We start from the raw sequence: 24,925 nt of genomic DNA on the forward strand, positions 1-24,925 counted from the left end.
GCCGGAACAGGGAGCGTGGTCTGCTGCGTGCAGCCGCGAGGCGGAGGAGGGAGGCGACGCGGAGCGTGTGGACCGACGACGACGCCGCTGGGGGTCGCCCCTGGCCCACGGGGCCTCGGGCGAGTGCGTGCCAGGCCGTGCGACCGTGGCCTGTCCCGGAAAAGGGGCCCACTACGCCTCCTTGCGGGTGCGCGGGTCGAGGAGGGCGTAGGCCATGTCGGCCAGCAGGTTCGCGGCGAGCACGGAGAGCGTGATGATCAGGAAGACCCCCTGCATCAGCGGGTAGTCCTTGGCCCCGACGGCCTGGAAGAGCTGGTAGCCGATGCCCGGGTAGGAGAAGACCATCTCGACCAGCAGGGTGCCGCCGACGATGAAGCCCAGCGAGAGGGCGAAGCCCGAGATGTTGGGCAGGACGGCGTTGCGGGCGGCGTAGGAGAACATCACGCGCCGCTCGGACAGCCCCTTGGCCTGCGCCACCATGACGTAGTCCTCGGAGGAGACCGTCACCATCATGTTCCGCATGCCGAGGATCCAGCCGGCGACGGCGCTCAGCACGATCGTCACGCCGGGGAGCACCCCGTGGTAGAGCGCGCTGGAGATGAACGGCCAGTCGAAGGCCGGGACCAGGGAGTTGTCGTATCCTCCGGCGGCCGGGAAGATCTGCCACTTCACCGCGAACAGCGCGATGGCGATGAGGCCCAGCCAGAAGTACGGGATGGCCGAGATGAAGGTGGTCACGGGCAGCAGCCCGTCCAGCCAGGAGCCGCGCCGCCAGCCGCTGTAGACGCCGATGCCGGTGCCGAGCAGGAAGCTGATCAGTGTGGTGATGCCGACCAGCGCGAGCGTCCAGGGCAGCGACTGGGAGATGACCTCGCCGACCGGGGTCGGGAAGAAGGTGAAGGAGAGCCCGAGGTCGCCGTCGAGCAGGTGGGACCAGTAGTCGGTGTACTGCGACCAGATGGACTGGTTCTCGTCGAGCCCGAACAGCGCCTTCAGCGAGGCGATGGCGCTGGTGTCGAGCTGCCCCTGGTAGCGGCTCATCAGAGCCTCGACGGGGTCGCCCGGCATCAGGCGCGGGATCAGGAAGTTGATGGTGACGGCGGCCCACGCGGTGATCGCGTAGAAGGCGAGCCGCTGGAGGATGTACTTCACTTCGCTGCTCCCTCGGCGGTGGTGCCGTCGTACAGCCAGCAGGCGGCCCACTGGCCGTCCGCCAGGTCGAATCGCGGCGGCAGTTCGGTGCGGCAGCGCTCCATGGCCTTCGGGCAGCGGGGGTGGAAGCGGCAGCCGGCCGGCGGGGCGATCAGCGAGGGGGGCTCGCCGCTTCCGGTCTCCTCCTGGGCCTCCTCGTCGGCCACCCGGTCGGGGTCCGGCGCGGAGGCGATCAGCAGCTGCGTGTAGGGGTGCGCGGGGCGCTGGGTGACGGTCTCGCTGTCCCCGCCCTCGACGATCCGGCCCGCGTACATCACCAGGGTCGTGTCCGCGAAGTAGCGGGCTGAGGCGATGTCGTGGGTGATGTAGAGGATCGCCAGGTGCAGACGCTCCTTGAGGTCGCGCAGCAGGTTGAGGACGCCGAGCCGGATCGACACGTCCAGCATCGAGACCGGCTCGTCGGCCAGCAGGACCCGGGGGTCGGCGCCGAGCGCGCGCGCTATCGCGACGCGCTGGCGCTGCCCTCCCGACAGCTCGTGCGGGAACTTGTCCAGGAACTGACGGGGAGGAGTCAGCTGGACGCGCTCCAGCAGGGCCGCCAGGTTCATCTCCAGCTCCGTGTCCCCGCTCCCCGCCCGGCCGTGGATCCTCAGGGCCCGGGTCAGGTGGTAGCGCACGGTGTGCACCGGGTTGAGCGAGGCGAACGGGTCCTGGAAGATCAGCTGGACCTGCTTGACGTAGGTACGGAAGGACCGGCCACGCCCGGCTTTCACCGCCGTGCCGCCCAGCTCGATCTCGCCCGCGGTGAGCGGGTGGAGCTGGGCCAGCAGCCGTGCGACGGTGGACTTGCCCGAGCCGGACTCCCCCACCAGAGCCGTGACGGTGCCGCGCCGGAGCTGCAGCGAGACGTCGTCGACGGCGTGGACGGTGCGATGCCTGCGGGCGAGGAAGTCGCCGGCGGTGCGCCGTACGGGGAAGTGCTTGGTGACTCCGCGTGCTTCGAGGACCACATCGGTCCCGGTGCGCACGTCTGCGGACTGTTCGGTGGTCATGGCCGGTTCTTCCCCGTACTTACTTGGCGGGCTTGAGGTTCAGCACGACTTCCAGCGCGTCGGGCTGGGTGTGCTGCGGCGCGGCGTACGGGTCGGCCTCGGTCGGCCAGCCCACCCAGTTCTTCGTGGAGTACTCGGCGCCGATGGGGGCCGCGGCCGTCGGGATGACCGGGGCCTGCTCGACCATGATCTTCTGCAGGGCGTTCATGGCCTCGGTGCGTGTGGCGTCGTCCGTGGCGTTGGCGTACTGCTTGAGCAGGGAGGTGGCCTCCGGGCTCTTGAAGCGCCCGAAGTTGCCGAGCTGGGCGGTCTTGCCGACGGGCTGGAGGATCGCCCCGTCCATGATGTTCTGGTACATGTCGTACGGGGTGGCGCCGCTGTTGGTCCAGTGCAGGGTGGCGTCGAAGTTGCCGGTGGCGACGTCGGTGCCCCAGGCCTCCGCGGTCTGCGTCTTGACCTTGGCCTCGATACCCAGCTGCTTGATGTTGTCCTTGATGATGGACAGCCCGGTGATGTAGTCGTTCCAGCCGGCCGGGTCGGTGAAGGTCAGCTCCACCGGCTTGCCGCTCGGGTCCTTCAGGACGCCGCCGCCGAGCTTGAAACCCGCCTCGTCGAGGAGCTTCTTGGCTCCGGCCACATCGGGCTTCGTGGTGGTGTTCTTGTACTCCGGCGCGATGAACGGCTCACCGGCGGGCAGCGGGATGCCGGTCGGGTTGGTGATCTCCGGGTAGAGGGTCGCCTCGGCCTGGACGTGGATGGCCCTGCGGTCGACGACCATGGCCATCGCCTTGCGCAGCGCCGGGTTGTCGAACGGCTTGCGGGCGGTGTTGAACCACAGGCCGTGGATGCCGAGGCCGGAGGGGAACCAGAGCTTGTGGTTCTCGGGATCCTTGGCGACGTACAGCTGCTTGTAGTTCGGCATGAAGACGAACGACCACTCGACCTTGCCGTTCGCCAGGGCCGTGGTCGCCGCGCTGTTGTCGTTGTACGCCGTGTAGCGCAGCTCCTTGACCTTGGTCTCGCCCTTCCAGTAGGTGGGCGTGGCGGTCAGGGTGGTGGTCTGCGGGGTGAACGTCTTCAGCTTGTACGGGCCGGAGCCGACCGGCGTGCGGTTGGGCCAGGTCTCCGGGTTCTCGACCTTCTCCCAGATGTGCTTGGGCACGACGTAGGTCGAGATGATCTTGTTCTGGTTGACGAACTGGGATTCCTTGAAGGTCAGGACGACCTTGTTCCCCTCGACGGTGACGCCGTCGTACGGGATGCCGTTGCCGTTGAGCGCCGGGTGCTTCTTCAGCAGCTCGAAGGTGAAGGCGGCGTCGGCGGCGGTCAGCGGCTTGCCGTCGGCCCACTTGGCCCGCTCGTCGAGCGTGAAGGTGACCTTGGTGAAGTTGGACTCCCAGGTCCAGTCGGTGGCGAGCCAGGGGTCGGCCTTGTCGGTGGGGCGGATCTGGTTCGTCATCGCCAGCGGCTCGTAGATCATGTAGCGGTAGCCGAGGGTGGCGCTCGCCGAGGTCGCGAGGAACGGGTTGCTGTTGTTCGTCTGCGGCCCGTCCGGCTTGCCGAGGGTCAGGACACCGGACGCACCGGCTCCGCCCCCCTTGTTGGCACCCGAGTTGGCGGACGAGCAGCCGGCGGCGAGCGCGACCACGGCGGTGGCGGCTGAGAGCGCTCTCAGGGTGTGGCGACGGCGTACGGACATGGCGACTCCAGAAGGACTGCGGGTCTGGGAGATCCGGGAGGTGGGCAGCGCTCGACGCGCCGGATACGGGCAGTGCGGGGTGGGGCGGGTCGCGCCACGGGCGGTGCGGCGCGGGCGGTACCGGCGGTGCGGGTCGGGGGCTGAGGGCGGGCGCGGGCCGTGGAGCAGGCCCTGTCCGTTACGGCGCCGAGTGGCGCACGACCAGTTCGGTGGGCAGCACGACCGGTCCGTCCGGTACGGCGGTGCCGCCGAGGTGGGAGAGCAGCAGCCGCGCCGCGGCCTCGCCCATGCGGCGCGTGGGCTGGCGCACGGTGGTCAGCGGCGGTTCGGTGTGCTCGGCCATCGGGATGTCGTCGAAGCCGACCACCGCGATGTCGTCGGGGACCCGGCGGCCGGCGGCCCGCAGGGCCCTGAGCACCCCCGCAGCGGTGATGTCGTTGTGGGCGAAGACCGAGTCGAACTGCGCACCTTCGGCGAGGAGTTCCTCCACGGCGAGGCGGCCGGAGCGTTCGGTGAAGTCCCCGCGCACGATGAGGTCGGTGGGCAGGACCGCACGGAATCCGGCGAGTCGGTCGCGCACGCAGCCGAAGTGCTCGGGCCCCGTGACGACGAGGGGTCTGGTGCGTCCGCCGGCCCGCAGATGACGGGCGGCCGACGCGCCCCCCTCGTGGTTGGTGGTCACGACGGAGGGGAATTCCGGGTGGTGGCCGCGATCGTCGATGAGCACGATCGGCAGCCCGGACCGGTGCAGTTCGGTGAGGTGGTCAAGGGTGTTCTCGGGTTCGACGACGACGAGTCCGTCGAAGGCGCGCGCCGACACCTGGCTGGTGAAGCGCTCCACGGACTCCGCGCCCCGGTTGCAGGTGAAGAGCAGCAGTCCGTAGTCGGCGGCCTCGACGGTGTCGACGACGCCCTGCAGCAACTCGCCCATCCACGGCCAGGTGAGCGAGGGCACCAGCATCCCGACCGTGCGGCTGCTGCCGCGGGCCAGCCCGACGGCGCCCGAACTGGGCACATAGCCGAGGTGTGCGATCACTTCACGAACACGGGCAGCCGTGGAACCGTCCACTTCCCCCTTGAGGTTGACGACCCGTGACACGGTCGTCTTGCTGACGCCGGCCTCGCGGGCGACATCAGCGATGGTGACACGCAACGGGGCCTCCAAGGACAAGGCGGGACAGGGCGGAGCAATCCGGCGGCCACGGCTTCGGTACCGGTTCCGCAACCGGTACCGGAACCGGTACCGGCGTTGCGGCTGGAGTTAACCCCGCCGGAACAGAGGCGTCAATACTTCACGCCGAGATTGGTCCGTACCCATCGGCGGAGCAGGTCCGGGGTGCCGTGTGTTCACTCCTTGAACGCAAGAGCCTCTTGACGCGAGCACGTAAGAGCAGTTCACTCACGGCTCGTTCGACGGCACCACCCCCACACCTCTGCCGAGAAGGGCAGCAGCCATGATCCGAACAAGCAGAGCGATGAGAGTCCTCGTCGCGACGGCGCTCGCGACCGCGGGCCTCGCCGGGTTCGCCTCCGGTACGGCGCAGGCCACGGGTGAGAGCGTGAACATCGCGCTGACCACCACGGACGACTCCGGCGGGCGCCATGTCACCCGCGGCCTCCAGGCGCAGACCCCGATCTCCTTCGGTGCGGGCAACGGCAACCAGGGCACGGCCGTCACCGTCGACGAGAACACCCGCTACCAGACCTTCACCGGCGGCGGCGCCTCGTTCACGGACACGGCGGCCTGGCTGATGAAGGGCAGCGGAGCCCTCAGCCAGGCGACCCGCGACGCCACCATGAAGAAGCTCTTCTCCCCCACGGAGGGCATCGGGCTCTCGTTCGTACGCAATCCCATGGGCGGATCCGACCTGGCACGGTTCGGCTACACCTACGACGACATGCCCGCCGGGCAGACGGACCCCACCCTCGCCAACTTCTCGATCGCACACGATCTGCAGGACGTCCTGCCGCTCACCGCGCAGGCGAAGCAGCTCAACCCGGCCCTGACGACCGTCGCCTCACCGTGGACGGCGCCGGCGTGGATGAAGGACAGCGGGCAGCTCGACGGCGGCTGGCTCAAGGCCGAGAACTACGGGGCGTACGCCAACTACTTCGTGAAGTACCTCCAGGCGTGGAAGGCCCAGGGCGTCCCCGTCGACTACGTCACCGCGCAGAACGAGCCCACCTGCTGCTCCGGCTATCCGTCGATGAGCTGGAACGGCTCGGGGCTCGCCTACTTCACCAAGGACGAACTGCTGCCGAAGCTCCGGTCCGCCGGCCTGGCGACCAAGGTCCTGGCACACGACTGGAACTGGGACAGCTACGACGCGTACGCCGCCCCCACGGTCGACGACGCGGCGGTGCGCAGCCACCCCAACTTCGGCGGGATCGCCTGGCACGGCTACGGCGGCGATGTCGCGAAGCAGACGGCGGTGCACGACCGGTACCCCCAGCTGGACGCCTTCCAGACCGAGCACTCGGGCGGCACCTGGATCGCCGACCAGCAGCGCGAGGACATGCTCAACATCATCGACTACACCCGCAACTGGGCGAAGTCGGTGACCAAGTGGTCCCTCGCCGTGGACCAGAACCGGGGCCCCCACAACGGCGGCTGCGGCACCTGCGACGGGCTGGTCACCGTGCACAACGGAGACAGCAGGCACGGCCAGGTCGACTACACGGTCGAGTACTACACGATGGGCCACCTGACGAAGTTCGTCCGGCCCGGCGCCTCCCGGATCGCCTCCACCGCCAGCTCCACCGTGCCCAACGTCGCCTGGCGCAACACCGACGGCTCCAAGGCCCTGATCGCCTACAACGGCTCCGCCTCCGCACAGCAGGTGACGGTCAACTGGGGCGGCAGCACGTTCACCTACTCGCTGCCGGGCCGCACCTCGGCGACCTTCACCTGGTCGGGCACCCAGTCCGGTTCCTCGGGCGCCGGCGGTGCCCTGACCGGTCTCGGGGGCAAGTGCCTGGACGCCACCGGCAACACCGGCGCGGACGGCACGCCCGTACAGCTGTGGGACTGCACCGGTGCGGCCAACCAGCGCTGGACGGTCGCGGGTGACGGCTCCGTCAAGGTGCTCGGCGCCTGCCTGGACGTGACGGCGGGCTCCACGGCCGACGGAGCAAAGGTCCAGCTGTACACCTGCAACGGGTCCGGCGCACAGCGCTGGAGATACGACCCCGCCACCGGGGACGTGGTCAACACGGCGGCGAACAAGTGCCTCGACGTGGTGGACCGCTCCTCGGCCAACGGGGCCCGTACGCAGATCTGGAGCTGCACCGGAGCCGCCAACCAAAAGTGGCACCTCGGCTGACACGCGAGCCTCGCGGCCGGTGCCCCGGCCGCGAGGTGGCGCCCGGCCCGGAGCCGTGACGGGTTCCGGGCTCTCCCGGGGGCCCGCCACGACCCGGACGCGGCCGTCCCCTAGTCGGTGGGCTCCACGCCGGCCCGCAGCAGGCCGTAGGTGTAGGCGTCCTCCAGGGCCTGCCAGGACGCGGCGATCACGTTCTCGGCCACGCCCACCGTCGCCCAGTCACCGGATCCGTCACCCGTGGTGATCAGTACGCGGGTGGTGGACTCGGTGCCGGTGCGGCCCTCCAGGATGCGGACCTTGTAGTCGACGAGCTCCAGCTTGGCCAGCTGCGGGTAGATCCGCTCCAGGCCGACGCGCAGCGCCCGGTCCAGGGCGTTGACCGGGCCGTTTCCCTCGGCGGTCGCGACGATCCGCTCCCCCTTGGCCCAGAGCTTCACCGTCGCCTCGTTGGCGTGGGTGCCGTCCGGGCGGTCCTCGACGATGGCCCGCCAGGACTCGACGCGGAAGTAGCGGCGGGGCCTGCCCTCGACCTCCGCGCGCAGCAGCAGCTCGAAGGAGGCGTCGGCCGCCTCGTAGGTGTACCCCTTGAGCTCGCGTTCCTTGACCCGCTCGACGACGCGGCCGACGAGCGCCCGGTCGCCGCCCAGGTCGATCCCGAGCTCCTTGCCCTTGAGCTCGATCGAGGCGCGGCCCGCCATGTCGGACACGAGCATCCGCATGGTGTTGCCGACCAGCTCCGGGGCGATGTGCTGGTACAGGTCGGGGTCGACCTTGATCGCGGAGGCGTGCAGTCCGGCCTTGTGGGCGAAGGCGGACACTCCCACGTACGGCTGGTGCGTGGAGGGCGTGAGGTTGACGACCTCGGCGATGGCGTGCGAGATCCGGGTCATGTCGGCGAGCGCGCCCTCGGGCAGGACGGTCATGCCGTACTTGAGTTCCAGGGCCGCGACGACGGGGAAGAGGTTGGCGTTGCCGACCCGCTCGCCGTACCCGTTGGCGGTGCACTGCACATGGGTGGCGCCCGCGTCGACGGCGGCCAGGGTGTTGGCGACGGCGCAGCCGGTGTCGTCCTGGGCGTGGATGCCGAGCCGGGCGCCGGTGTCGGCCAGGACGGTGGCGACGACGGCCTGCACCTGCGCGGGGAGCATGCCGCCGTTGGTGTCGCACAGGATGACCACGTCGGCGCCGGCCTCGGAGGCGGCGCGGACGACCGACTTGGCGTACTCCGGGTCGGCGCGGTAGCCGTCGAAGAAGTGCTCGCAGTCGACGAAGACCCTGCGCCCCTGTTCCCGGAGGTGGGCGACGGTGTCGCGGACCATCTCCAGGTTCTCCTCGAGGGTGGTGCGCAGGGCCAGTTCCACGTGCCGGTCGTGGGACTTGGCGACCAGGGTGATCACGGGGGCGCCCGATGCCAGGAGCGCCTGGACCTGGGGGTCCTCGGCGGCCTTGCCGCCGGCCCTGCGCGTGGCGCCGAAGGCCACGAGCTGGGCGTGCCGGAAGGTGATCTCCTGCTGGGCACGGGCGAAGAACTCGGTGTCGCGGGGGTTGGCGCCGGGCCAGCCGCCCTCGATGAAACCCACGCCGAAGTCGTCCAGGTGCCGGGCGATGGTCAGCTTGTCCGCGACCGTCAGGTTGATGCCTTCACGCTGCGCCCCGTCGCGCAGGGTGGTGTCGAAGACATGGAAACTGTCGTCGGAGGCCGTGGCCTTGGTGGTCATGCTGATCTGACTCCTGTCGGGTGAGCGGATCCGGACGAATCGGCTCCACTTGCCCCCATCATCTCGCGTGCCTCGCCCCGGCCGTGGTGAGGGCCGGAAAACGAAAAAACCCCTCGCGGGTGCGAGAGGTCTGCGCGCGGGTCTGGGGCATGATGTCCGCTCCGTACGTGGTGGTACGGGACGGTCACTGCGGACCGGCGCGCCTGCTGCCGATAATCATGGCGGACGAGGACACGCACGCAGTCTTGCACAGCCCGGCCGCCGTGGACCCCCCTGTCTCAGGATGCGGGCGGGATGTCCGCCGCGCCGGAGGCCGGGAGCGTCTCGTCCACATAGGCGCGCATCTGGTCCAGGACCTGTGCCCGCCCGGTGCCGGGGATGCCGACGGTGACGTGGACGCTGAACCCGTCCAGGAGGGCCCTCAGCCGGGTCGCGGCCCGGCCGGTGTCGACGGCGCGGAACTCCCCGCGCGTGACGCCTTCGGCCAGCAGCTCCACCAGGTCACGGTGCCAGGCATCCTCGATCGCGGCCTGCCGGGAGCGGGCGTCGTCGTCCGCGTTCCGCGAGCGGTTCCAGACCTCCAGCCAGAGCGTCCAGTGCGGGTCGCGGTGGCCGGCGGGGACGTACAGGGCGATGTAGGCGTCGAGGCGCTCGCGGACGGTGCCCGGGCCGCCGAGCACGGCCCGGCGTTCGGCACCGAGCCGTCCCTCGCTCCACTCCAGGGTCTGCAGCAGCAGCTCGTCCTTGGTCCGGAAGTAGTAGAGGAGGTGTCCGCTGCTCATGTGGACCGCGCGGCCCAGGCCGGCCATCGTGAGGCCGTCGAGGCCGCGTTCGGCGACGGTGGCCATGACGGCGGCCAGCACGTCCTCCCGGGGCGGGGCGATGTTGCGGCGGCGCGGGGTGTCGGGCACGGTCTCAGATCCTGGGTTGCTGCTGCGTGATGCAGTGGATGCCTCCACCACCGGCAAAGATCGTACGGGCGTCGACCGGTGTCACCGTACGGCCGGGGAACAGGTCGGCGAATACGGCCGCCGCCTCGTCGTCCCTCGGGTCGTCGAAGGCGCAGAGGATCACACCGTCGTTGCAGAGGTAGTGGTTGATGTAGGAGTAGTCCGCCCAGTCGCCGTCGGGGCCCCGCGGTGTCGTGGGGGCCGGGATCTCCACGACCTCCAGCGGGCGTCCGCCCGCGTCGGTGGCTGCGCGCAGGAGGCGTACCGTCTCGCGGGTGATTTCGTGGTCCGGGTGGGCCGGGTCCGGCTGCACGTGGGCGACCACCAGGCCGGGGCGGGCGAAGGCGGCCACGATGTCGACATGGCCGAGGGTGCCGTACGTGCCGTAGTCGCCGGTCAGGCCGCGCGGCAGCCAGACGGCCTTCTCGGTGCCCAGCCGGGCGTGGATCTCGTCCTCGACGGCCTGCCGGGTCCAGCCGGGGTTGCGTTCCCTGCCGAGCTGGACGGTCTCGGTGAGCAGGACGGTGCCCTCGCCGTCGACGTGGATCGCGCCGCCCTCGTTGACCAGGGGCGAGCTGTGCACGGGGACGCCGGCGAGCTCCGCGACCGTACGGGCGATGTGCCGGTCGTGCTCCCAGCGGGCCCAGCCCTGAGCGCCCCAGCCGTTGAACGTCCAGTCGACGGCGGCCAGCCGGCTGCCGTCGGTGACGAAGGTGGGGCCGATGTCCCGCATCCAGGCGTCGTCCAGCGGGCGGACGGCGATCTCGATGTCCGGCCCGAGGAGGGCGCGGGCGCTGTCCTCCTGGCCGGGGCCGGCGATCACCGTGACGGGTTCGAAACGGCGTACGGCGCGGGCGACGGCGGCCCAGGCCCGGCGCGCCTCGTCCAGCTCGGCGCCGGTGGCGAAGGTGGGGTTGGGGCCGGGCCAGGCCATCCACGTGCGCTCGTGCGGGGCCCACTCGGGCGGCATACGGAAGGTCATGGCGGTTCCTGGTTCTCTCGTGCGGGTGGGCCGGATCGGGGAGGGGGTCAGGTGCGTGCGGCTGCGAGGCGGAGGAGGGAGTCGACGCGGAGCGATCGGTGCCCCTCGCCGCCCGGGCGAAACCGCGAGCCCGGGAGGCCGGCGACGACGGGTCCCCCGGCCCTCTCGCCGGGATGTGCCTGCCAGGCCGCGTGAGCCCGGCACGGCCCCGACGCGCGGGGTCTAGAGGAAGTAGAGGCGGTTGAGCGTGACGGAGTCGGCGGCCGGTGAGCGCAGCGGATCGCCGTCGAGCGTGACGAGGCCGGTCTCACCGTCTACGCAGACCTTCCCGGTACGGGAGTTGAGGCGCAGGTCCGCCGGTCCGATGCCGCGTGTGCCGCGGACCGCGACCCTGCGGCGGCGGGTGGGCATGAGATCGGCGCCCAGCTGGGTGGCGGCCTCCGCGACGAAGGCGACGGAGAGATCGGCGGCGGTGGCCCCGTGGGCGCCGAACTGCGGTCCCAGGACGAGGGGTTCGCAGGTGTCCGTGGCGGCGTTGGGATCGCCCGTGACGCCGTACGCCGGGAAGCCGGACTTCAGGACCAGCTGGGGCTTCGCACCGAAGAACTCCGGATGCCAGAGCACGATGTCCGCGAGCTTGCCGGTCTCGATGGAGCCGACTTCGTGGGCGAGGCCGTGGGCGATGGCGGGGTTGATGGTGAGCTTGGCGATGTAGCGCAGCACCCGGGCGTTGTCGTCGCCGGGGCCGTCGCCCTCCATGGGGCCGAGTTCGCTCTTCATCTTCGCGGCCATGGCGAAGGTGCGGCGCACGGTCTCCCCGGCCCGCCCCATGCCCTGCGCGTCGGAGGAGGTGATCCCGATGGCACCCAGGTCGTGCAGCACGTCCTCGGCTCCCATCGTGCCCGCCCTGATCCGGTCGCGGGCCATGGCGGCGTCACCGGGCAGGTCGGTCTTGAGGTCGTGGACGGAGACGATCATGCCGTAGTGCTCGGCCACCGCGTCCCGTCCGAAGGGGAGCGTCGGATTGGTGGAGGACCCGATGACGTTGGGGACGCCGGCCATCTTCAGCACGTTGGGTACGTGTCCGCCGCCGCAGCCCTCGATGTGGAAGGCGTGGATCGTGCGGCCTTCGAGCACGCTCAGGGTGTCCTCGACGGACAGGCACTCGTTCAGCCCGTCGCTGTGCAGGGCGACCTGGACGTCGTACTCCTCGGCGACCCGCAGCGCGGTGTCCAGGGCACGGGTGTGGGCGCCCATGTCCTCGTGGACCTTGAAGCCGCAGGCGCCTCCCTCGGCGAGGGCCTCGACCAGCGGCGCGTCGTGGGAGGAGGAACCGCGGCCCAGGAAGCCTATGTTGACGGGCCAGGCGTCGAACGCGTTGAAGGCGTGGCGCAGGGCCCAGGGTGAGTTGACGCCGACGCCCCAGACGGGCCCGAACTCCTGGCCGATGACGGTGGTGACACCGGAGGCCAGCGATGCCTCCATGATCCGCGGGGAGAGCAGGTGGACATGGGGGTCCACGGCTCCCGCCGTCGCGATCATGCCCTCGCCGGAGACGATGGTCGTGCCGGTGCCGACCACCACGTCGACACCGTCGAGGGTGTCCGGGTTGCCCGCCCGCCCGATCGCGGCGATCCGGCCCTCACGGATGCCGATGGACACCTTCCGGATGCCCAGTACGGCGTCGATGACCAGGACGTTGCTGATGACCACGTCGCAGGTCCCGCGGACGGCGGCGGCCTTGAGGTGCAGGCCGTCACGGGCCGTCTTGCCGAAGCCGGCGAGGAACTCGTCGCCCTGCTTCTGGGCGTCGGACTCCACGCGGACGGTCAGCCCGGAGTCGCCGAGCCTCACCCGGTCCCCGGCGCGCGGACCGTGCACGGAGGCGTACTCGTAGGGATCCATCAGTGGTCCTCCTCCCCCGGTGCGGGGATCGTCGCGGTGTCCGGCTGGGCCCCGGCTCCGAGATAACCGCAGGCCGCCGCTCTGCGCAGTGCCTCCGCCTTCGCTCCCGGCGCGTCCAGCGGTCCGTCGACGAGCCCGGCGAAGCCGATCGCGATCCGGTCCCCGCCGATGGGGACGAGGGCGACGCGCACGGACTCCCCCGGACCGAAACGGACGGAGGAGCCGGCGGGCACGCCCAGCCGCATCCCGTACGCCGCCGCTCGGTCGAAGTGGAGCCGGGGGTTGGCCTCGAAGAAGTGGAAGTGGGACGTCACGCTGACCGGGACGGTCGCCGTGTTGCGGACGGTGAGCCGCACGGAGGGCTCGGGTTGGGGCGTCGCGGGGCCCGGAACGAGTGCGCCGGGGGCGTCGGCGCCCAGCGAACCGGCGCCGAGGGGGCGGCTGACGACCGCGAGCCGGGAGCCGTCGTCGAACACGGCCTCCACCTGGACCTCGGTGACCACCTCGGCCACACCGGGCAGCACGTCGTCCGGGCCCAGCACGGTGCGGGCGGCCTCGATCGCCTCCGCCAGCCGGCGTCCGTCCCTGGCCGCCTCGCAGACGGTGTCCGCGATCAGCGCCGTCGCCTCGGGGACGTTGAGGCGCAGGCCACGGGCGCGCCGCGCCCTGGCCAGCTCGGCGGCGCCGAAGAGCAGCAGCCGGTCGCGCTCGGTCGGGGTCAGTCGCATGTCACCACACCTCCAGGTTCGAGCAGCACTCTAACCATGGTTAGAGTGCTGCTCAAAACCGGGTACGGCGCAGTGGGTACGGCGAAGGCCGCGCCCCGATGCGGGGCGCGGCCTGTGGAGAGGACGGGTCGACCGAATTCTGCGGTGCGGAGCGTGCCGGGCTCGCCTGCCCGCTCGCCTGCCGGGAGAGCCGCGCCTCGACGCGTCGCCGTCGGTCGCCACGGCTCCTGCCCCGAACTCCCGGCTCCGTCCGGGGCGGGGGGCGGGCCGCACCTTTTTCCGCCCTGCGACGCGCGGATTCCGGGCCCGGCTCCCTGCCCCGGCCCGATCCGGGCGAAGACCCTAGCCGAGCGGGTGCATCCAGCCGTGCGTGTCCTCGGCGATGCCCCGCTGGATGTCCAGCAGGCGCTCGCGCAGCTTGAGGGTCACCTCGCCGGGCGTGCCGTCACCCTGGACCCATTCGCCGTCCGCGGACTTCACGGTGCCGACGGGCGTGATGACGGCCGCGGTGCCACAGGCGAAGACCTCGGTCAGGGTGCCGTTCGCGGTGTCGGCGCGCCACTGGTCGATGGAGACCCGGCCTTCCTCGGAGGCGTAGCCGAGGTCCCGGGCGACGGTGAGGAGGGAGTCGCGGGTGACTCCTGCGAGCAGCGAGCCGGTGAGGGAGGGGGTGACGATCCGCTTGCCGCCGTCCTCCTGCTCGTACACGAAGTAGAGGTTCATGCCGCCCAGCTCCTCGACCCACTTGTGCTCGACGGCGTCGAGGTAGGCGACCTGGTCGCAGCCCTTCGCGGCGGCCTCGGCCTGGGCGAGGAGGGAGGCGGCGTAGTTGCCGCCGGTCTTGGCGTCGCCCATGCCGCCGGGGACGGCACGCACCCGGTCCTGGGAGAGCCAGATGGAGACCGGCTTCACGCCGCCGGGGAAGTAGGCGCCGGCCGGCGAGGCGATGACGATGAAGAGGTACTCGTTGGCGGGCCGCACACCCAGCCCGACCTCGGCGGCGATCATGAACGGGCGCAGGTACAGGGACTCCTCGCCGCCGTGCGGCGGGACCCAGGCCTCGTCCTGCCGGACCAGCGCGTCGCAGGCCTCGATGAACGTCTCGACGGGGAGCTCGGGCATCGCGAGGCGGGCGGCGGAGCGCTGGAAGCGCGCGGCGTTGACCTCCGGGCGGAAGGTCGCGACCGTCCCGTCGGGCCGGCGGTAGGCCTTGAGGCCCTCGAAGATCTCCTGCGCGTAGTGCAGGGTCATGTTGGCCGGGTCGAGCGACAGCGGGCCGTACGGGACGAGCTGGGCGTCGTGCCAGCCCCGGCCTTCGGTCCAGCTGATCGTCACCATGTGGTCGGTGAAGTGCCGGCCGAATCCGGGATCGGCCATGGCCGCCTCCCGCTCCGCGTCGGACAGCGGGTTCGAGGAGGGCTTGAGCTCGATCGTGGGCGTCGTCATGAGTGCGTGTCCTTCACCGGTCTTGTGTGTGATGGACCGCGCTCACGCCCGCTCCCGTCCGACTCGCATCGGGCAGGTCGTAGGACGTCCGAGCTCTACCGCGAGCCACGGCCCCGCGTTCGATTATCGCTCGGGGGCGGCTCTGCACGAAATGGCACGTTTGCGGTGACGTGAAAACACGGTCCAGGGGTCGATGGTGGCACCCGGGGACCGCGAGGTGAAGCCGCCGGGTGCGGATGCGACCCGGCGGCTTCGAAGTGGAGGCGTCGGGTCAGCTCGCTACGCGTACCGCGAGCGCGTCGCCGATCTCGTCGGTGGTGCGTGCGGCGGCTCCGTCGCGCTCCGCGAGGTCGGCGGAGACGGCCTCCTCGATGCGGGCGGCCTCGGTCTCGTGACCGAGGTGGCGCAGCAGGAGGGCGACGGAGAGGATCGTGGCGGTCGGGTCGGCCTTGCCCTGGCCCGCGATGTCGGGTGCGGTGCCGTGGACGGGCTCGAACATGGACGGGAAGGCGCCCGTCGGGTTGATGTTCCCGGACGCGGCCAGGCCGATGCCCCCGGTCACGGCAGCGGCGAGGTCGGTGAGGATGTCACCGAAGAGGTTGTCCGTGACGATGACGTCGAAGCGCTCGGGCTGGGTGACGAAGAAGATCGTCGCGGCGTCGACGTGCAGGTAGTCGGTGGTGACCTCGGGGTACTCGGCCGCGACCTTGTCGAAGATGTTCTTCCACAGGTGGCCCGCGTACACCAGGACGTTGTTCTTGTGGACCAGCGTCAGCTTCTTGCGCGGACGGGCGGCGGCACGCGCGAAGGCGTCACGGACGACGCGCTCGACACCGTAGGCGGTGTTGACGCTGACCTCGGTGGCGACCTCGTGCTCCGTACCGGTGCGCAGGGAACCGCCGTTGCCCGTGTAGGGGCCCTCGGTGCCCTCACGGACGACGACGAAGTCGATCTCGGGGCGACCCGCCAGCGGCGTCGCGGTGTTCGGGAAGAGCTTCGACGGCCTCAGGTTGACGAAGTGGTCGAAGGCGAAGCGCAACTTCAGCAGCAGCCCGCGCTCCAGCACGCCCGAGGGCACGGACGGGTCACCGATGGCGCCGAGGAGGATGGCGTCGTGGCTCTTGAGAGCCTCGAGCTCCGCGTCCGGGAGGGTTTCACCGGTGCGGTGCCATCGCTGGGCGCCGAGGTCGTACTCCTTGGTCTCCAGCTTCACATCCTGCGGGAGAACAGCGTTGAGAACCTTGAGGCCCTGGGTCACGACCTCCTGGCCGATACCGTCGCCGGGGATCACTGCGAGATTGATGCTGCGAGACATGGAGGCACCCTAATACTCGTCCCACCACATGACATTCGCCGTCCAGTATTCGGACGCACGGGTTGTCGCGCGGCGGGTCCCGGCTGTCAGTGACCCGTGGATCCGCCGTTGTCCCGGCGGTCGAGGGCCCGCTGCAGGGCGGCGGCTGCGTTCTTGCGCTCGGACTCGGCGGAGCGCGGGGTGTGGCGGACGCGGCGGACAGAGGTCTCGGCCATGAGGGATCGACTCCTTGAGATCGCGTGGATTTCGGGATCGGGACTTCGCGTGACGTGATGTCGGGATCGAGATCGTGACGTCGAGGCGCCGGAAGGGGCGGGGAGCCGGTGCCGCAGGGGTTGCCTGCTTCGGGGCACGTGCTCACGACCGCCGGTCGCTGGATCGCGCGAATCGTTCGGCTCCTACAAAGCTAGGACAGCGGGAGCCATCTGTCTCCACAGATACTCGGACTTCCTACTATCTGAGACGGGGCCCTCGCCCGGAGCGGGTCTCCGGGTCCGGGGCACACCCCCTGACGCGCCCGTCCCGCCGCTGCGGCTGGACGCTCAGAGCGGGACGGTGAGCTGGGCCTGGACATGGGCCCGCAGGACGCCCGCCATGTCCGTCACGCCGCCCCCCAGGAGCCACTGCACCTGGAGCCCGTCCATCAGGGCGATCAGCTGCTGCCCCGCGGCGTCCGGCGCGACGCCGGCCCGGAGCGCACCGTCCGCGAGGGCCTGCGCATAGGCGAGCTCCGCCCCGGAGACCGAATCGCGGTAGCGCCGCACGAAGTACGCGTGGGCGGGGTGATCGGCCGCCGTGGCTTCGGTGGAGACGACCGAGAACAGCTCGACGATCCCGCGCCGGGTGGCGTTCAGCGCCGCGAGCTCGGCGTACCTGCGCAGCCGGCCGACGCCGCTGGTCCCGCCGAGCGAGAGCCACTCCCCGTCCACCTCGTCGCGGTGTTCGAGCACCGCGAGCAGCAGGGACTCCTTGGTCGGGAAGTGGTGCAGCAGACCGGGGTGGGAGATTCCGCACCTGCTCGCGATCGTGCGCAGGGACGCACCCCGGTAACCCGCCTCGCCGAACAGGGCCATGGCCTGGTCGAGGATCTCGCGACGCCTCGCGCGGCCCTTCGCGTAGCCACGCCGCGCTTCGGCCGCCACTCGCCACTCCCACGGTTCGGTCCGCCGGCGTGTCCGGCCGGCACGACAGTCAGATTCGCACACCCGAAGATACCTACCGAGTGGTCGGGATTGACTCTATGGTGGACCGGAACCGTGTCGCGAAAGGACCCCCCGTGGCCCCCTCCCTGCCCTACCTCGACCCCGCGCTGCCCGTCGCCGAGCGGGTCGACGACCTCCTCGGCCGCATGACGCTGGCCGAGAAGACCGGCCAGATGCTCCAGCTCAACGCCAAGGACGGAGTACGGCACCTCGTCGAGGACCTGCACGTGGGGTCGATCCTCCACGCCGCGCCCGACCGGGTCCTGGAGGCGGCGGCGCTCACCGAGCACACCCGCCTGCGCATCCCGCTGCTGGTCGCCGAGGACTGCATCCACGGCCACTCCTTCTGGGAGGGCGCCACCATCTACCCCACGCAGCTCGGCATGGCCGCGACCTGGGACGCCGGTCTCGTGGAGCGCATCGCCCGGGCCACGGCCGTCGAGGTCGCGGCGACCGGCGTCCACTGGACGTTCTCGCCCGTGCTCTGCATCACCCGGGACCTGCGCTGGGGCCGGGTCAGCGAGACGTTCGGGGAGGACCCCTTCCTCATCGGCGAACTCGCCTCGGCGATGGTGCGCGGCTACCAGGGCGGGGGCCTGGACGACCCGACGGCGGTCCTCGCCTGCGCCAAGCACTTCGCGGGCTACTCCGAGACGCAGGGCGGCCGCGACGCGAGCGAGGCCGACATCTCGCGGCGCAAGCTGCGCTCCTGGTTCCTGCCCCCCTTCGAGCGGGTCGCCCGCGAGGGCTGCCGCACGTTCATGCTCGGCTACCAGTCCATGGACGGGGTGCCCGTCACGGTCAACGACTGGCTCCTGAACGAGGTGCTGCGCGGCGAGTGGGGTTACACCGGCACGCTGGTCACGGACTGGGACAACGTCGGCCGCATGGTGTGGGAGCAGCAGATCTACGGCGACTACACCCAGGCCGCCGCCGCCGCGGTCCGCGCCGGCAACGACATGGTGATGACCACGCCCAAGTTCTTCGAGGGGGCGCAGGAGGCGGTCGCCCAGGGCATTCTCGACGAAGCGAACATCGACGCGGCGGTCCGGCGCATCCTGACCCTCAAGTTCGAGCTGGGCCTGTTCGAGAACCCGAGGCACCCCGACGCCGCCCGGCAGGCCGCCGTCATCGGCAGCGCCGGGCACGCCGAGCTGAATCTGGAGGCCGCCCGCCGCTCCCTGGTCCTGCTCACCAACGACGGCACCCTGCCCCTGGCCGGCGGCCTGCGGCCGGGCGAGGGCGGCCGCGCCGCCGCGGGCCCCGGCACGGCACCGCGCACGGTCGCCGTCATCGGGCCCAACGCCGACGACGCGCAGACCCAGCTCGGCGACTGGGCCGGCTCCTCGGGCCAGGCGGACTGGCTGCCGGACGGTCACCCGCGCCCCATGATCCGCACGGTGCTCGACGGCTTCCGCGAGCACGTCCCGGCCGACTGGACCGTCTCGTACGCCCGCGGGGCCGAGATCCTCGGCGTGGGACCCGACCCGGAAGGAGCGTTCTTCCCCGACGGGCAGCCCCGCCCCGATGTCGTCGTCCCCGCGGAGCCGTCCGAGTCCCTGATCCGTGAGGCGGTCGCGGCCGCCGAGGCCGCCGACCACGTCGTCGCCGTGGTGGGTGACCGCATCGAGCTGATCGGCGAGGGGCGTTCGACCGCGACCCTGGAACTCGTCGGCGACCAGGTCGCGCTGCTCGACGCGCTCGCCGCGACGGGCAAGCCGCTCGTCGTCGTGGTCATCAGCTCGAAGCCGCTCGTCCTTCCGCCCTCGGCACTCGGCGCGGCGGCGATCGTGCACGCCTTCAACCCGGGCATGCAGGGCGGCCGGGCCGTCGCCGAGCTGCTGCTCGGGCTCGTCGAGCCGACGGGGCGCCTGCCCCTCTCCTTCGCCCGGCACGCCGGCCAGCAGCCGACGTACTACAACCAGATCCGCGGCCAGCACGGCACCCGGTACGCCGACCTCACCCAGTGTCCGGCGTTCGTGTTCGGCGAGGGACTGAGCTACACCACCGTCACGTACACGGATCTGGAAGTGCTCACACCGGCCGTCGGACCGGACGACACCGTGCGGGCACGCGTCACCGTCCGCAACACCGGAGCCCGCCCGGCTCTGGAGACGGTGCAGGTGTACCTCAGCGACACCGTGACGTCCGTGACGTGGGCCGAGAAGGAGCTGAAGGCCTACCGGCAGGTCACGCTCGCCCCGGGCGAGGAGCGCGAGGTACAGCTGGAGCTGCCGGTGTCCGAGTGCACCCTCGTGGACGCCAGGGGCGACCGCGTCGTCGAGCCGGGTGCCTTCGAACTGCTCGTCGGCCCGTCCTCCCGCGACGACGCCCTGCTGCGGGCCGGCTTCACCGTGAAGGGCTGAGACGGGCGCCGCGCCGTACCGCGGTCAGAGCACGTCGCCCTCGCGCCAGTCGAAGAGCAACCGGTGGGACGGCGAGGGCGACGGCCGCCCGGGGACCGGCCGCACGTACGTACTGCCCTCCTCCCCGGGCAACGGCACGGTCCCGTCCGGCCCGAGCACGGCGATCCGGCCGGGCCAGGCCTGCCAGCCGCGCGCCGCGTGGAACAGGGCCCCGGAGGCGGAAGCGGACAGCGCCCCGAAGGCGTAGGCGCCGTCGAGAACCCGCTCGAGTGCGTCCATCACACGGCTACCGAGCCCCTCGCGGCGCCGGTCGGCGCGGACGGCGACGGCTTCCACGTAGCCGATCCGGTACGAGCGGCGGTCGTGGATCACGCGGCGCTGGATCACGCTGCCGTGCGCGAGGAGCCCGCTGCCGTCGGCCACGCAGGCGTGGACGCCGCCCAGGGTGTGGTCCCAGTCGTCGTCGGAGAAGTCCCCGTCGAACGCGGTGTCCAGGAAGGCGCGGATCCCGGCCAGGTCCGCGGGGGCCAGCTCATAGGTGTGGGCGCTGCGCACGAGCGGCTCGGTCATGTCCCCAGCCTGCCGCACGCGGCCGGCCCCGGAGATGGAAACCGCCCCCCGGCCGGCGGGGGGAGCCGGTCGGGGGGCGGAGTCGGGGGCGGGGCGCCGGCAGCGGCACCCCGGGGGCGTCAGCCCTGGTGGGGGTAGGTGTACTCGGTCGGCGGGACCAGCGTCTCCTTGATGGCGCGGGTCAGCGTCCAGCGCTGCAGGTTCTGCGGGGCGCCCGCCTTGTCGTTGGTGCCGGAGGCACGGCCGCCGCCGAAGGGCTGCTGGCCGACGACGGCGCCGGTCGACTTGTCGTTGATGTAGAAGTTGCCCGCGGCGTAGCGGAGCTTGTCCATCGTGTACGCGGCCGCCGCGCGGTCGTTGGAGATGACCGCACCGGTCAGCGCGTAGTCGGAGACCGACTCCATCTGCTCCAGCATGCCGTCGTACTTCTCGTCCTCGTAGACGTGGACGGCGAGGATCGGGCCGAAGTACTCGGTCGTGAAGACCTCGTTGGCCGGGTCGTCGCACACGATGACCGTGGGGCGGACGAAGTAGCCGACGGAGTCGTCGTACGTCCCGCCCGCGACGATCGTGCAGGACGGGTCGGCCGCGGCGCGGTCGATGGCGGCCTTGTTCTTCGCGAACGAACGCGCGTCGATGACGGCGCCCATGAAGTTCGACAGGTCGGTGACGTCACCCATGGTGATGGAGTCGACCTCGGCCGTGAACTCCTCCTTGAAGCCGGAGTTCCAGATGGACGCCGGAATGTACGCGCGGGAGGAGGCGGAGCACTTCTGGCCCTGGTACTCGAACGAGCCGCGGGTCAGCGCCGTCTTCAGGACGGCACGGTCGGCGCTCGGGTGCGCGACGACGAAGTCCTTGCCACCGGTCTCGCCGACCAGCCGCGGGTAGGTGCGGTAGTTGGCGATGTTGTTGCCGACGGTCTTCCACAGGTGCTGGAAGGTGGGCGTCGAGCCGGTGAAGTGGATGCCCGCCAGGTCGCGGTGGTTCAGCACCACGTCGGAGACGGCGATGCCGTCGCCGGTGACCAGGTTGATGACGCCCTTGGGCAGCCCGGCCTCCTCGAGGAGCTGCATCAGCAGCACTGCGGCGTGGGTCTGCGTCGGGGACGGCTTCCACACCACGACGTTGCCCATGAGGGCGGGTGCGGTGGGCAGGTTCGCGGCGATGGCCGAGAAGTTGAACGGCGTGATCGCGTAGACGAAACCCTCGAGCGGGCGGTGGTCCATGCGGTTCCACACACCGGCGGAGTTGGCCGGGGGCTGCTCGGCGAGGATCTGGCGCGCGTAGTGCACGTTGAAGCGCCAGAAGTCGACGAGCTCGCACGGGCAGTCGATCTCGGCCTGCTGGGCGGTCTTGCCCTGCCCGAGCATCGTGGAGGCCGCGAGCGTCTCGCGCCAGGGGCCGGAGAGCAGCTCGGCGGCGCGCAGGATGATCGCGGCGCGGTCGTCGAACGACATGGCCCGCCAGGCCGGAGCGGCGGCGAGGGCCGCGTCGACGGCGTCCTGGGCGTCCTCCTCCGTGGCGCCGGCGAAGGTGCCGATCACGGCCCGGTGGTTGTGCGGCTGCACGACGTCGACGCGCTCGCCGCCGCCCATGCGCTTCTCGCCGCCGATCGTCATCGGCAGGTCGATGGGGTTCTCGGCGAGCTCCTTGAGCTTCGCCTCGAGTCGTGCCCGCTCCGGGCTGCCGGGGGCGTAGCTGTGGACCGGCTCGTTGACCGGCGCGGGGACCTGGGTGACAGCATCCATGAGTGCCTTGTCTCCTTGGTTGAGGTGGGTGGTCGGCCGGAAAGGTCAGCCCTTGGTGACGACGGAGCGGGCGAAGAAGAGCAGGTTGGCCGGCTTCTCCGCGAGGCGGCGCATGAAATAGCCGTACCAGTCGGTGCCGTATGCCGTGTAGACGCGCATCCGGTGGCCCTCGGCCGCGAGCCGGACGTGCTCGTCGCTGCGGATGCCGTACAGCATCTGGAACTCGTACTCATCCAGTTTGCGCCCTGCCTGGCGGGCGAGCTCCTGCCCGATGGCGATGAGCCGCGGGTCGTGGGAGCCGATCATCGGGTAGCCCTCGCCCAGCATGAGCGTCTTCAGGATGCGCACGTACGCCTTGTCGATCTCCGCCTTGTCCTGGTACGCGACGGAGGCGGGCTCCTTGTACGCGCCCTTCACCAGACGGACCCGGCTGCCGGCGGCGGCGAGGCGGCGGGCGTCGTCCTCGGTGCGGAACAGGTAGGACTGGATGACGCAGCCGGTCTGCGGGTGGTCCTTCCGCAGCTCCTCGTGGATGGCGAACATCGAGTCGAGGGTGGTGTGGTCCTCCGCGTCCAGCGTGACCGTGGTGCCGATCGCGGCGGCGGCCTCGACGACGGGCCGGATGTTGGCGAGGGCGAGCTCGTGGCCGCCCTCCAGCGACTGGCCGAACATCGACAGCTTGACCGACATCTCCGCCCGGGTGCCGAGGCCGAGCTCCTTCAGGCGGCCGATGAGCTCCAGGTAGGCATCGCGCGCGGCGGCGGCCTGCTCGGGGGTGGTGATGTCCTCACCCACGACGTCCAGGGTGACCTCGAGGCCCTTGGCGGCCGAGTCCTGGATGACAGGGACGACCTGGTCGACCGTCTCGCCGGCGATGAACCGGCCGACGACCTGCTTGGTGCCCGGGGCGGCCGAGATGAAACGACGCATCTTGTCGCTGCGGGACGCGGCGAGAATCACGGGACCCAGCACGGGGCACCTCCACGGATGAGTACGGACGAGGGCCGAACCGGAAGGTGTGTGAACGGACCGGGACGGCACGGAGAACCACTGTGAAATCTAGGGATCGTCCCGGTCCCGTGCCATCGACACCTGTCACGCATCTGTGGCCGCCACCTCAGACATATGTCTGAAGGGGTGCGAGAATGGCCGGGTGAAGGGCGATTACCAGGAGCTGGTGGACGAGATCTCCGCGCTGCTCGGCGCCCCGGCCACGCTCGAGAACCGCGATTTCGGCCTGGTCGCCTTCGGGGCCCACGACAGCGACGACGACACGGCCATGGACCCCGTCCGCACCCGCTCGATCCTCACCCGGCGCTCCACCCCGGCGGTCCGAGCCTGGTTCGAGGGCTTCGGCATCACCCGCGCGACCGGACCGGTCCGCATTCCGGCCGCCCCGGAGGCGGGCGTGTACCGGGACCGGATCTGCCTCCCGGTACGCCATCGGAGTGTCGTCCTGGGCTACGTGTGGCTCCTCGACGCGCACCCCGGACCGACCGACGAGCGGCTCGCGGCGGCGATGGACGTGGCCGCCCGTATCGGGGCGCTGCTCTTCGACGAGACCCGGGCGGGCGCGGACCTGTCCCGCGAGTTCGGTTCGGCGCTCACCGCGGGGCGGGGCCGGCAGCGGGAGACGGCGCTGGCCGCCCTGCGCGAGGCACTCGGGGCGGACGCGGACGGGCTGCACACCGTGGTGTGCGTGACCCCGTGGCCGGACGAGCTCCCGTCGGTGCGCACGGTGCCGTCGGCGGCGGCCCTCGCCCCGGTCGCGGGGGCGGGCCCCCGGTCCCTGGCCGCGCTGATCCGGCTGCGCGCCCCCGACTCCCTGGACCCCGCGACGACAGCGGCGGAGCGGTTGCGCGCCGCCGCCGGCCCGGACGCCACCGGCGGGGTGGCGGCGGCCCGCCGGGGACTGGCGGAGCTGGCCGACTCCTGGCACGAAGCCCTGTCCGCCGCCCGCGCCGCCTCGGCGGAGACCCGCCTCGGCCCGGTCGCCGACTGGTCGGCCATCGGCCCGTACCGGCTGCTGACCGGACTGCCCCGGACCCCGGGCGCCGTGCCCGACCCTTCCGTGCGTGCCCTGTTGGCCCCGCCGCACGCGGAACTGGCCCGTACCGCCGAGGCGTTCCTCGACCGCGCGGGCCAGGCGAGCCGCACGGCCGCGGAACTGGGCATCCACCGGCAGACGTTGTACTACCGGCTCGCCCGGGTCCAGCAGCTCACCGGTCTCGACCTCAACGACGGCGAGGACAGGCTGCTGCTGCACATGGCGCTGAAGTCGGCCCGGCTCTGATGCCCTTCCCCCGGATGAGTACGCGACGGGCCGGGCCTGAGTACGGCGGCGGAGGGCGCAGTCCCGTGCGGACGGTGAACTGGGTGCATGAGCAACAGCGTTCGGACGTACGCCCCCCGCCCCGTCACCACCCACGCCCGCCCGGAGCCCGACCCTCGGTGGTGGGTCCTGCCGCTGGCCGGGACGGCGCTGGCACCCGTTCTCGCGGTCGTGGTGACGCGGGCGGACCATCTGTTCGCCGGCCGGCCGTTCCTGCTGGCCGGCTGCCTGGTGCTCGCGTACGCGCTGATCGCACCGAGCTGGTTCCTCCCCCGGACCGCGGACCGCAGGCGCCGGCGGGGGGACCTCGTCCTGGCCGGCTGCGCGTGCGCCGCGGGATTCCCGTCGCTGATCACCGCGTTGGGCTGGGTCGTGTTCTTCGTCATGCTGTGCACGGGAAACGTCAGCGGCTGACACGACCAAGACGCCCGGCA

20 protein-coding genes are annotated in these 24,925 nt (G+C 71.3%); 4 read left to right on the top strand and 16 right to left on the bottom strand.

Annotation, left to right across the window (positions count from 1 at the left end):
* Positions 1-171: 171 nt before the first annotated feature.
* The 4 genes from QFZ58_RS11445 to QFZ58_RS11460 form a co-directional block, all read right to left on the bottom strand.
* Positions 172-1,152, bottom strand: a complete 981-nt coding sequence (locus QFZ58_RS11445) for an ABC transporter permease (protein WP_307124817.1) — start codon at positions 1,150-1,152, stop codon at positions 172-174.
* Entirely contained in the window at positions 1,149-2,204 is a 1,056-nt protein-coding gene (locus QFZ58_RS11450; RefSeq protein WP_307124818.1) for an ABC transporter ATP-binding protein, read from the bottom strand. Before QFZ58_RS11450 ends, QFZ58_RS11445 begins: the two co-directional genes overlap by 4 nt.
* A gap of 19 nt (positions 2,205-2,223) precedes the next feature.
* On the bottom strand, positions 2,224-3,903 hold the full coding sequence (locus QFZ58_RS11455) for an ABC transporter substrate-binding protein (RefSeq protein ID WP_307124819.1): 1,680 nt from the start codon (positions 3,901-3,903) through the stop codon (positions 2,224-2,226).
* Positions 3,904-4,081: 178 nt separating this feature from the next.
* Complete coding sequence (locus QFZ58_RS11460) at positions 4,082-5,056, bottom strand: LacI family DNA-binding transcriptional regulator (RefSeq protein WP_307124820.1); 975 nt, start codon at positions 5,054-5,056, stop codon at positions 4,082-4,084.
* Positions 5,057-5,357: 301 nt separating this feature from the next.
* Between QFZ58_RS11460 and QFZ58_RS11465 the strand changes: the two genes are divergently transcribed.
* Positions 5,358-7,226 (top strand): ricin-type beta-trefoil lectin domain protein, encoded by a 1,869-nt coding sequence (locus tag QFZ58_RS11465; RefSeq protein WP_307124821.1) that lies wholly within the window; start codon positions 5,358-5,360, stop codon positions 7,224-7,226.
* A gap of 110 nt (positions 7,227-7,336) precedes the next feature.
* On the opposite strand, the gene cimA is transcribed toward QFZ58_RS11465, so the two are convergent.
* The 9 genes from cimA to QFZ58_RS11510 all read right to left on the bottom strand — a co-directional run bounded on the left by cimA (position 7,337) and on the right by QFZ58_RS11510 (position 17,412).
* Complete coding sequence (gene cimA, locus QFZ58_RS11470) at positions 7,337-8,944, bottom strand: citramalate synthase (RefSeq protein WP_307124822.1); 1,608 nt, start codon at positions 8,942-8,944, stop codon at positions 7,337-7,339.
* A 278-nt stretch (positions 8,945-9,222) separates the two neighbouring features.
* Positions 9,223-9,855: a TetR/AcrR family transcriptional regulator gene (locus tag QFZ58_RS11475; protein ID WP_307124823.1), complete on the bottom strand. Its 633-nt coding sequence runs from the start codon at positions 9,853-9,855 to the stop codon at positions 9,223-9,225.
* Between the two features lie 4 nt (positions 9,856-9,859).
* Entirely contained in the window at positions 9,860-10,876 is a 1,017-nt protein-coding gene (locus tag QFZ58_RS11480; RefSeq protein WP_307124824.1) for an agmatine/peptidylarginine deiminase, read from the bottom strand.
* A gap of 222 nt (positions 10,877-11,098) precedes the next feature.
* Positions 11,099-12,781: an urease subunit alpha gene (locus tag QFZ58_RS11485; protein ID WP_307124825.1), complete on the bottom strand. Its 1,683-nt coding sequence runs from the start codon at positions 12,779-12,781 to the stop codon at positions 11,099-11,101.
* Positions 12,781-13,509 (bottom strand): urease subunit gamma, encoded by a 729-nt coding sequence (gene ureA / locus QFZ58_RS11490; protein ID WP_307124826.1) that lies wholly within the window; start codon positions 13,507-13,509, stop codon positions 12,781-12,783. The genes QFZ58_RS11485 and ureA overlap by 1 nt, the downstream gene beginning before the upstream one ends.
* A 342-nt stretch (positions 13,510-13,851) precedes the next feature.
* The gene (locus QFZ58_RS11495) at positions 13,852-14,955 is read right to left on the bottom strand and encodes a branched-chain amino acid aminotransferase (protein ID WP_307124827.1); all 1,104 of its coding nucleotides are present in this window, start codon (positions 14,953-14,955) and stop codon (positions 13,852-13,854) included.
* Positions 14,956-15,226: 271 nt separating this feature from the next.
* A complete protein-coding gene (locus tag QFZ58_RS11500; protein WP_307124828.1) occupies positions 15,227-16,270 on the bottom strand; it encodes a 3-isopropylmalate dehydrogenase in 1,044 nt (347 codons plus the stop codon).
* Between the two features lie 86 nt (positions 16,271-16,356).
* Positions 16,357-16,485: a hypothetical protein gene (locus QFZ58_RS11505; RefSeq protein ID WP_307124829.1), complete on the bottom strand. Its 129-nt coding sequence runs from the start codon at positions 16,483-16,485 to the stop codon at positions 16,357-16,359.
* 327 nt (positions 16,486-16,812) lie between these two features.
* The gene (locus QFZ58_RS11510; RefSeq protein WP_307124830.1) at positions 16,813-17,412 is read right to left on the bottom strand and encodes a TetR/AcrR family transcriptional regulator; all 600 of its coding nucleotides are present in this window, start codon (positions 17,410-17,412) and stop codon (positions 16,813-16,815) included.
* Between the two features lie 98 nt (positions 17,413-17,510).
* On the opposite strand from QFZ58_RS11510, the gene QFZ58_RS11515 reads away from it, so the two are divergent.
* On the top strand, positions 17,511-19,838 hold the full coding sequence (locus QFZ58_RS11515) for a glycoside hydrolase family 3 N-terminal domain-containing protein (RefSeq protein WP_307124831.1): 2,328 nt from the start codon (positions 17,511-17,513) through the stop codon (positions 19,836-19,838).
* Between the two features lie 24 nt (positions 19,839-19,862).
* Here QFZ58_RS11515 and QFZ58_RS11520 read toward each other — a convergent pair whose 3' ends face one another.
* From QFZ58_RS11520 to QFZ58_RS11530, 3 genes are all read right to left on the bottom strand, one after another.
* Positions 19,863-20,408 (bottom strand): GNAT family N-acetyltransferase, encoded by a 546-nt coding sequence (locus QFZ58_RS11520; RefSeq protein WP_307124832.1) that lies wholly within the window; start codon positions 20,406-20,408, stop codon positions 19,863-19,865.
* A 119-nt stretch (positions 20,409-20,527) separates the two neighbouring features.
* A complete protein-coding gene (gene pruA, locus QFZ58_RS11525) occupies positions 20,528-22,159 on the bottom strand; it encodes an L-glutamate gamma-semialdehyde dehydrogenase (RefSeq protein WP_307124833.1) in 1,632 nt (543 codons plus the stop codon).
* Positions 22,160-22,204: 45 nt separating this feature from the next.
* On the bottom strand, positions 22,205-23,131 hold the full coding sequence (locus QFZ58_RS11530) for a proline dehydrogenase family protein (RefSeq protein WP_307124834.1): 927 nt from the start codon (positions 23,129-23,131) through the stop codon (positions 22,205-22,207).
* A 181-nt stretch (positions 23,132-23,312) separates the two neighbouring features.
* On the opposite strand from QFZ58_RS11530, the gene QFZ58_RS11535 reads away from it, so the two are divergent.
* Positions 23,313-24,452: a CdaR family transcriptional regulator gene (locus tag QFZ58_RS11535; RefSeq protein ID WP_307124835.1), complete on the top strand. Its 1,140-nt coding sequence runs from the start codon at positions 23,313-23,315 to the stop codon at positions 24,450-24,452.
* A gap of 87 nt (positions 24,453-24,539) precedes the next feature.
* Positions 24,540-24,905, top strand: coding sequence for a hypothetical protein (locus tag QFZ58_RS11540; RefSeq protein WP_307124836.1), 366 nt, complete (start codon positions 24,540-24,542; stop codon positions 24,903-24,905).
* Positions 24,906-24,925 lie beyond the last annotated feature (20 nt).

Source organism: Streptomyces sp. B1I3 (assembly GCF_030816615.1).
GTDB lineage: Bacteria > Actinomycetota > Actinomycetes > Streptomycetales > Streptomycetaceae > Streptomyces.

Excerpts from the sequence above, each read along its gene's own strand:
- QFZ58_RS11450 (WP_307124818.1), bottom strand. The coding sequence starts at position 2,204 with ATGACCACCGAACAGTCCGCAGACGTGCGCACCGGGACCGATGTGGTC.
- QFZ58_RS11455 (WP_307124819.1), bottom strand. The coding sequence starts at position 3,903 with ATGTCCGTACGCCGTCGCCACACCCTGAGAGCGCTCTCAGCCGCCACC.
- QFZ58_RS11465 (WP_307124821.1), top strand. The coding sequence starts at position 5,358 with ATGATCCGAACAAGCAGAGCGATGAGAGTCCTCGTCGCGACGGCGCTC.
- cimA (WP_307124822.1), bottom strand. The coding sequence starts at position 8,944 with ATGACCACCAAGGCCACGGCCTCCGACGACAGTTTCCATGTCTTCGAC.
- QFZ58_RS11480 (WP_307124824.1), bottom strand. The coding sequence starts at position 10,876 with ATGACCTTCCGTATGCCGCCCGAGTGGGCCCCGCACGAGCGCACGTGG.
- QFZ58_RS11485 (WP_307124825.1), bottom strand. The coding sequence starts at position 12,781 with ATGGATCCCTACGAGTACGCCTCCGTGCACGGTCCGCGCGCCGGGGAC.
- ureA (WP_307124826.1), bottom strand. The coding sequence starts at position 13,509 with ATGCGACTGACCCCGACCGAGCGCGACCGGCTGCTGCTCTTCGGCGCC.
- QFZ58_RS11495 (WP_307124827.1), bottom strand. The coding sequence starts at position 14,955 with ATGACGACGCCCACGATCGAGCTCAAGCCCTCCTCGAACCCGCTGTCC.
- QFZ58_RS11500 (WP_307124828.1), bottom strand. The coding sequence starts at position 16,270 with ATGTCTCGCAGCATCAATCTCGCAGTGATCCCCGGCGACGGTATCGGC.
- QFZ58_RS11505 (WP_307124829.1), bottom strand. The coding sequence starts at position 16,485 with ATGGCCGAGACCTCTGTCCGCCGCGTCCGCCACACCCCGCGCTCCGCC.
- QFZ58_RS11515 (WP_307124831.1), top strand. The coding sequence starts at position 17,511 with ATGGTGGACCGGAACCGTGTCGCGAAAGGACCCCCCGTGGCCCCCTCC.
- QFZ58_RS11520 (WP_307124832.1), bottom strand. The coding sequence starts at position 20,408 with ATGACCGAGCCGCTCGTGCGCAGCGCCCACACCTATGAGCTGGCCCCC.
- pruA (WP_307124833.1), bottom strand. The coding sequence starts at position 22,159 with ATGGATGCTGTCACCCAGGTCCCCGCGCCGGTCAACGAGCCGGTCCAC.
- QFZ58_RS11540 (WP_307124836.1), top strand. The coding sequence starts at position 24,540 with ATGAGCAACAGCGTTCGGACGTACGCCCCCCGCCCCGTCACCACCCAC.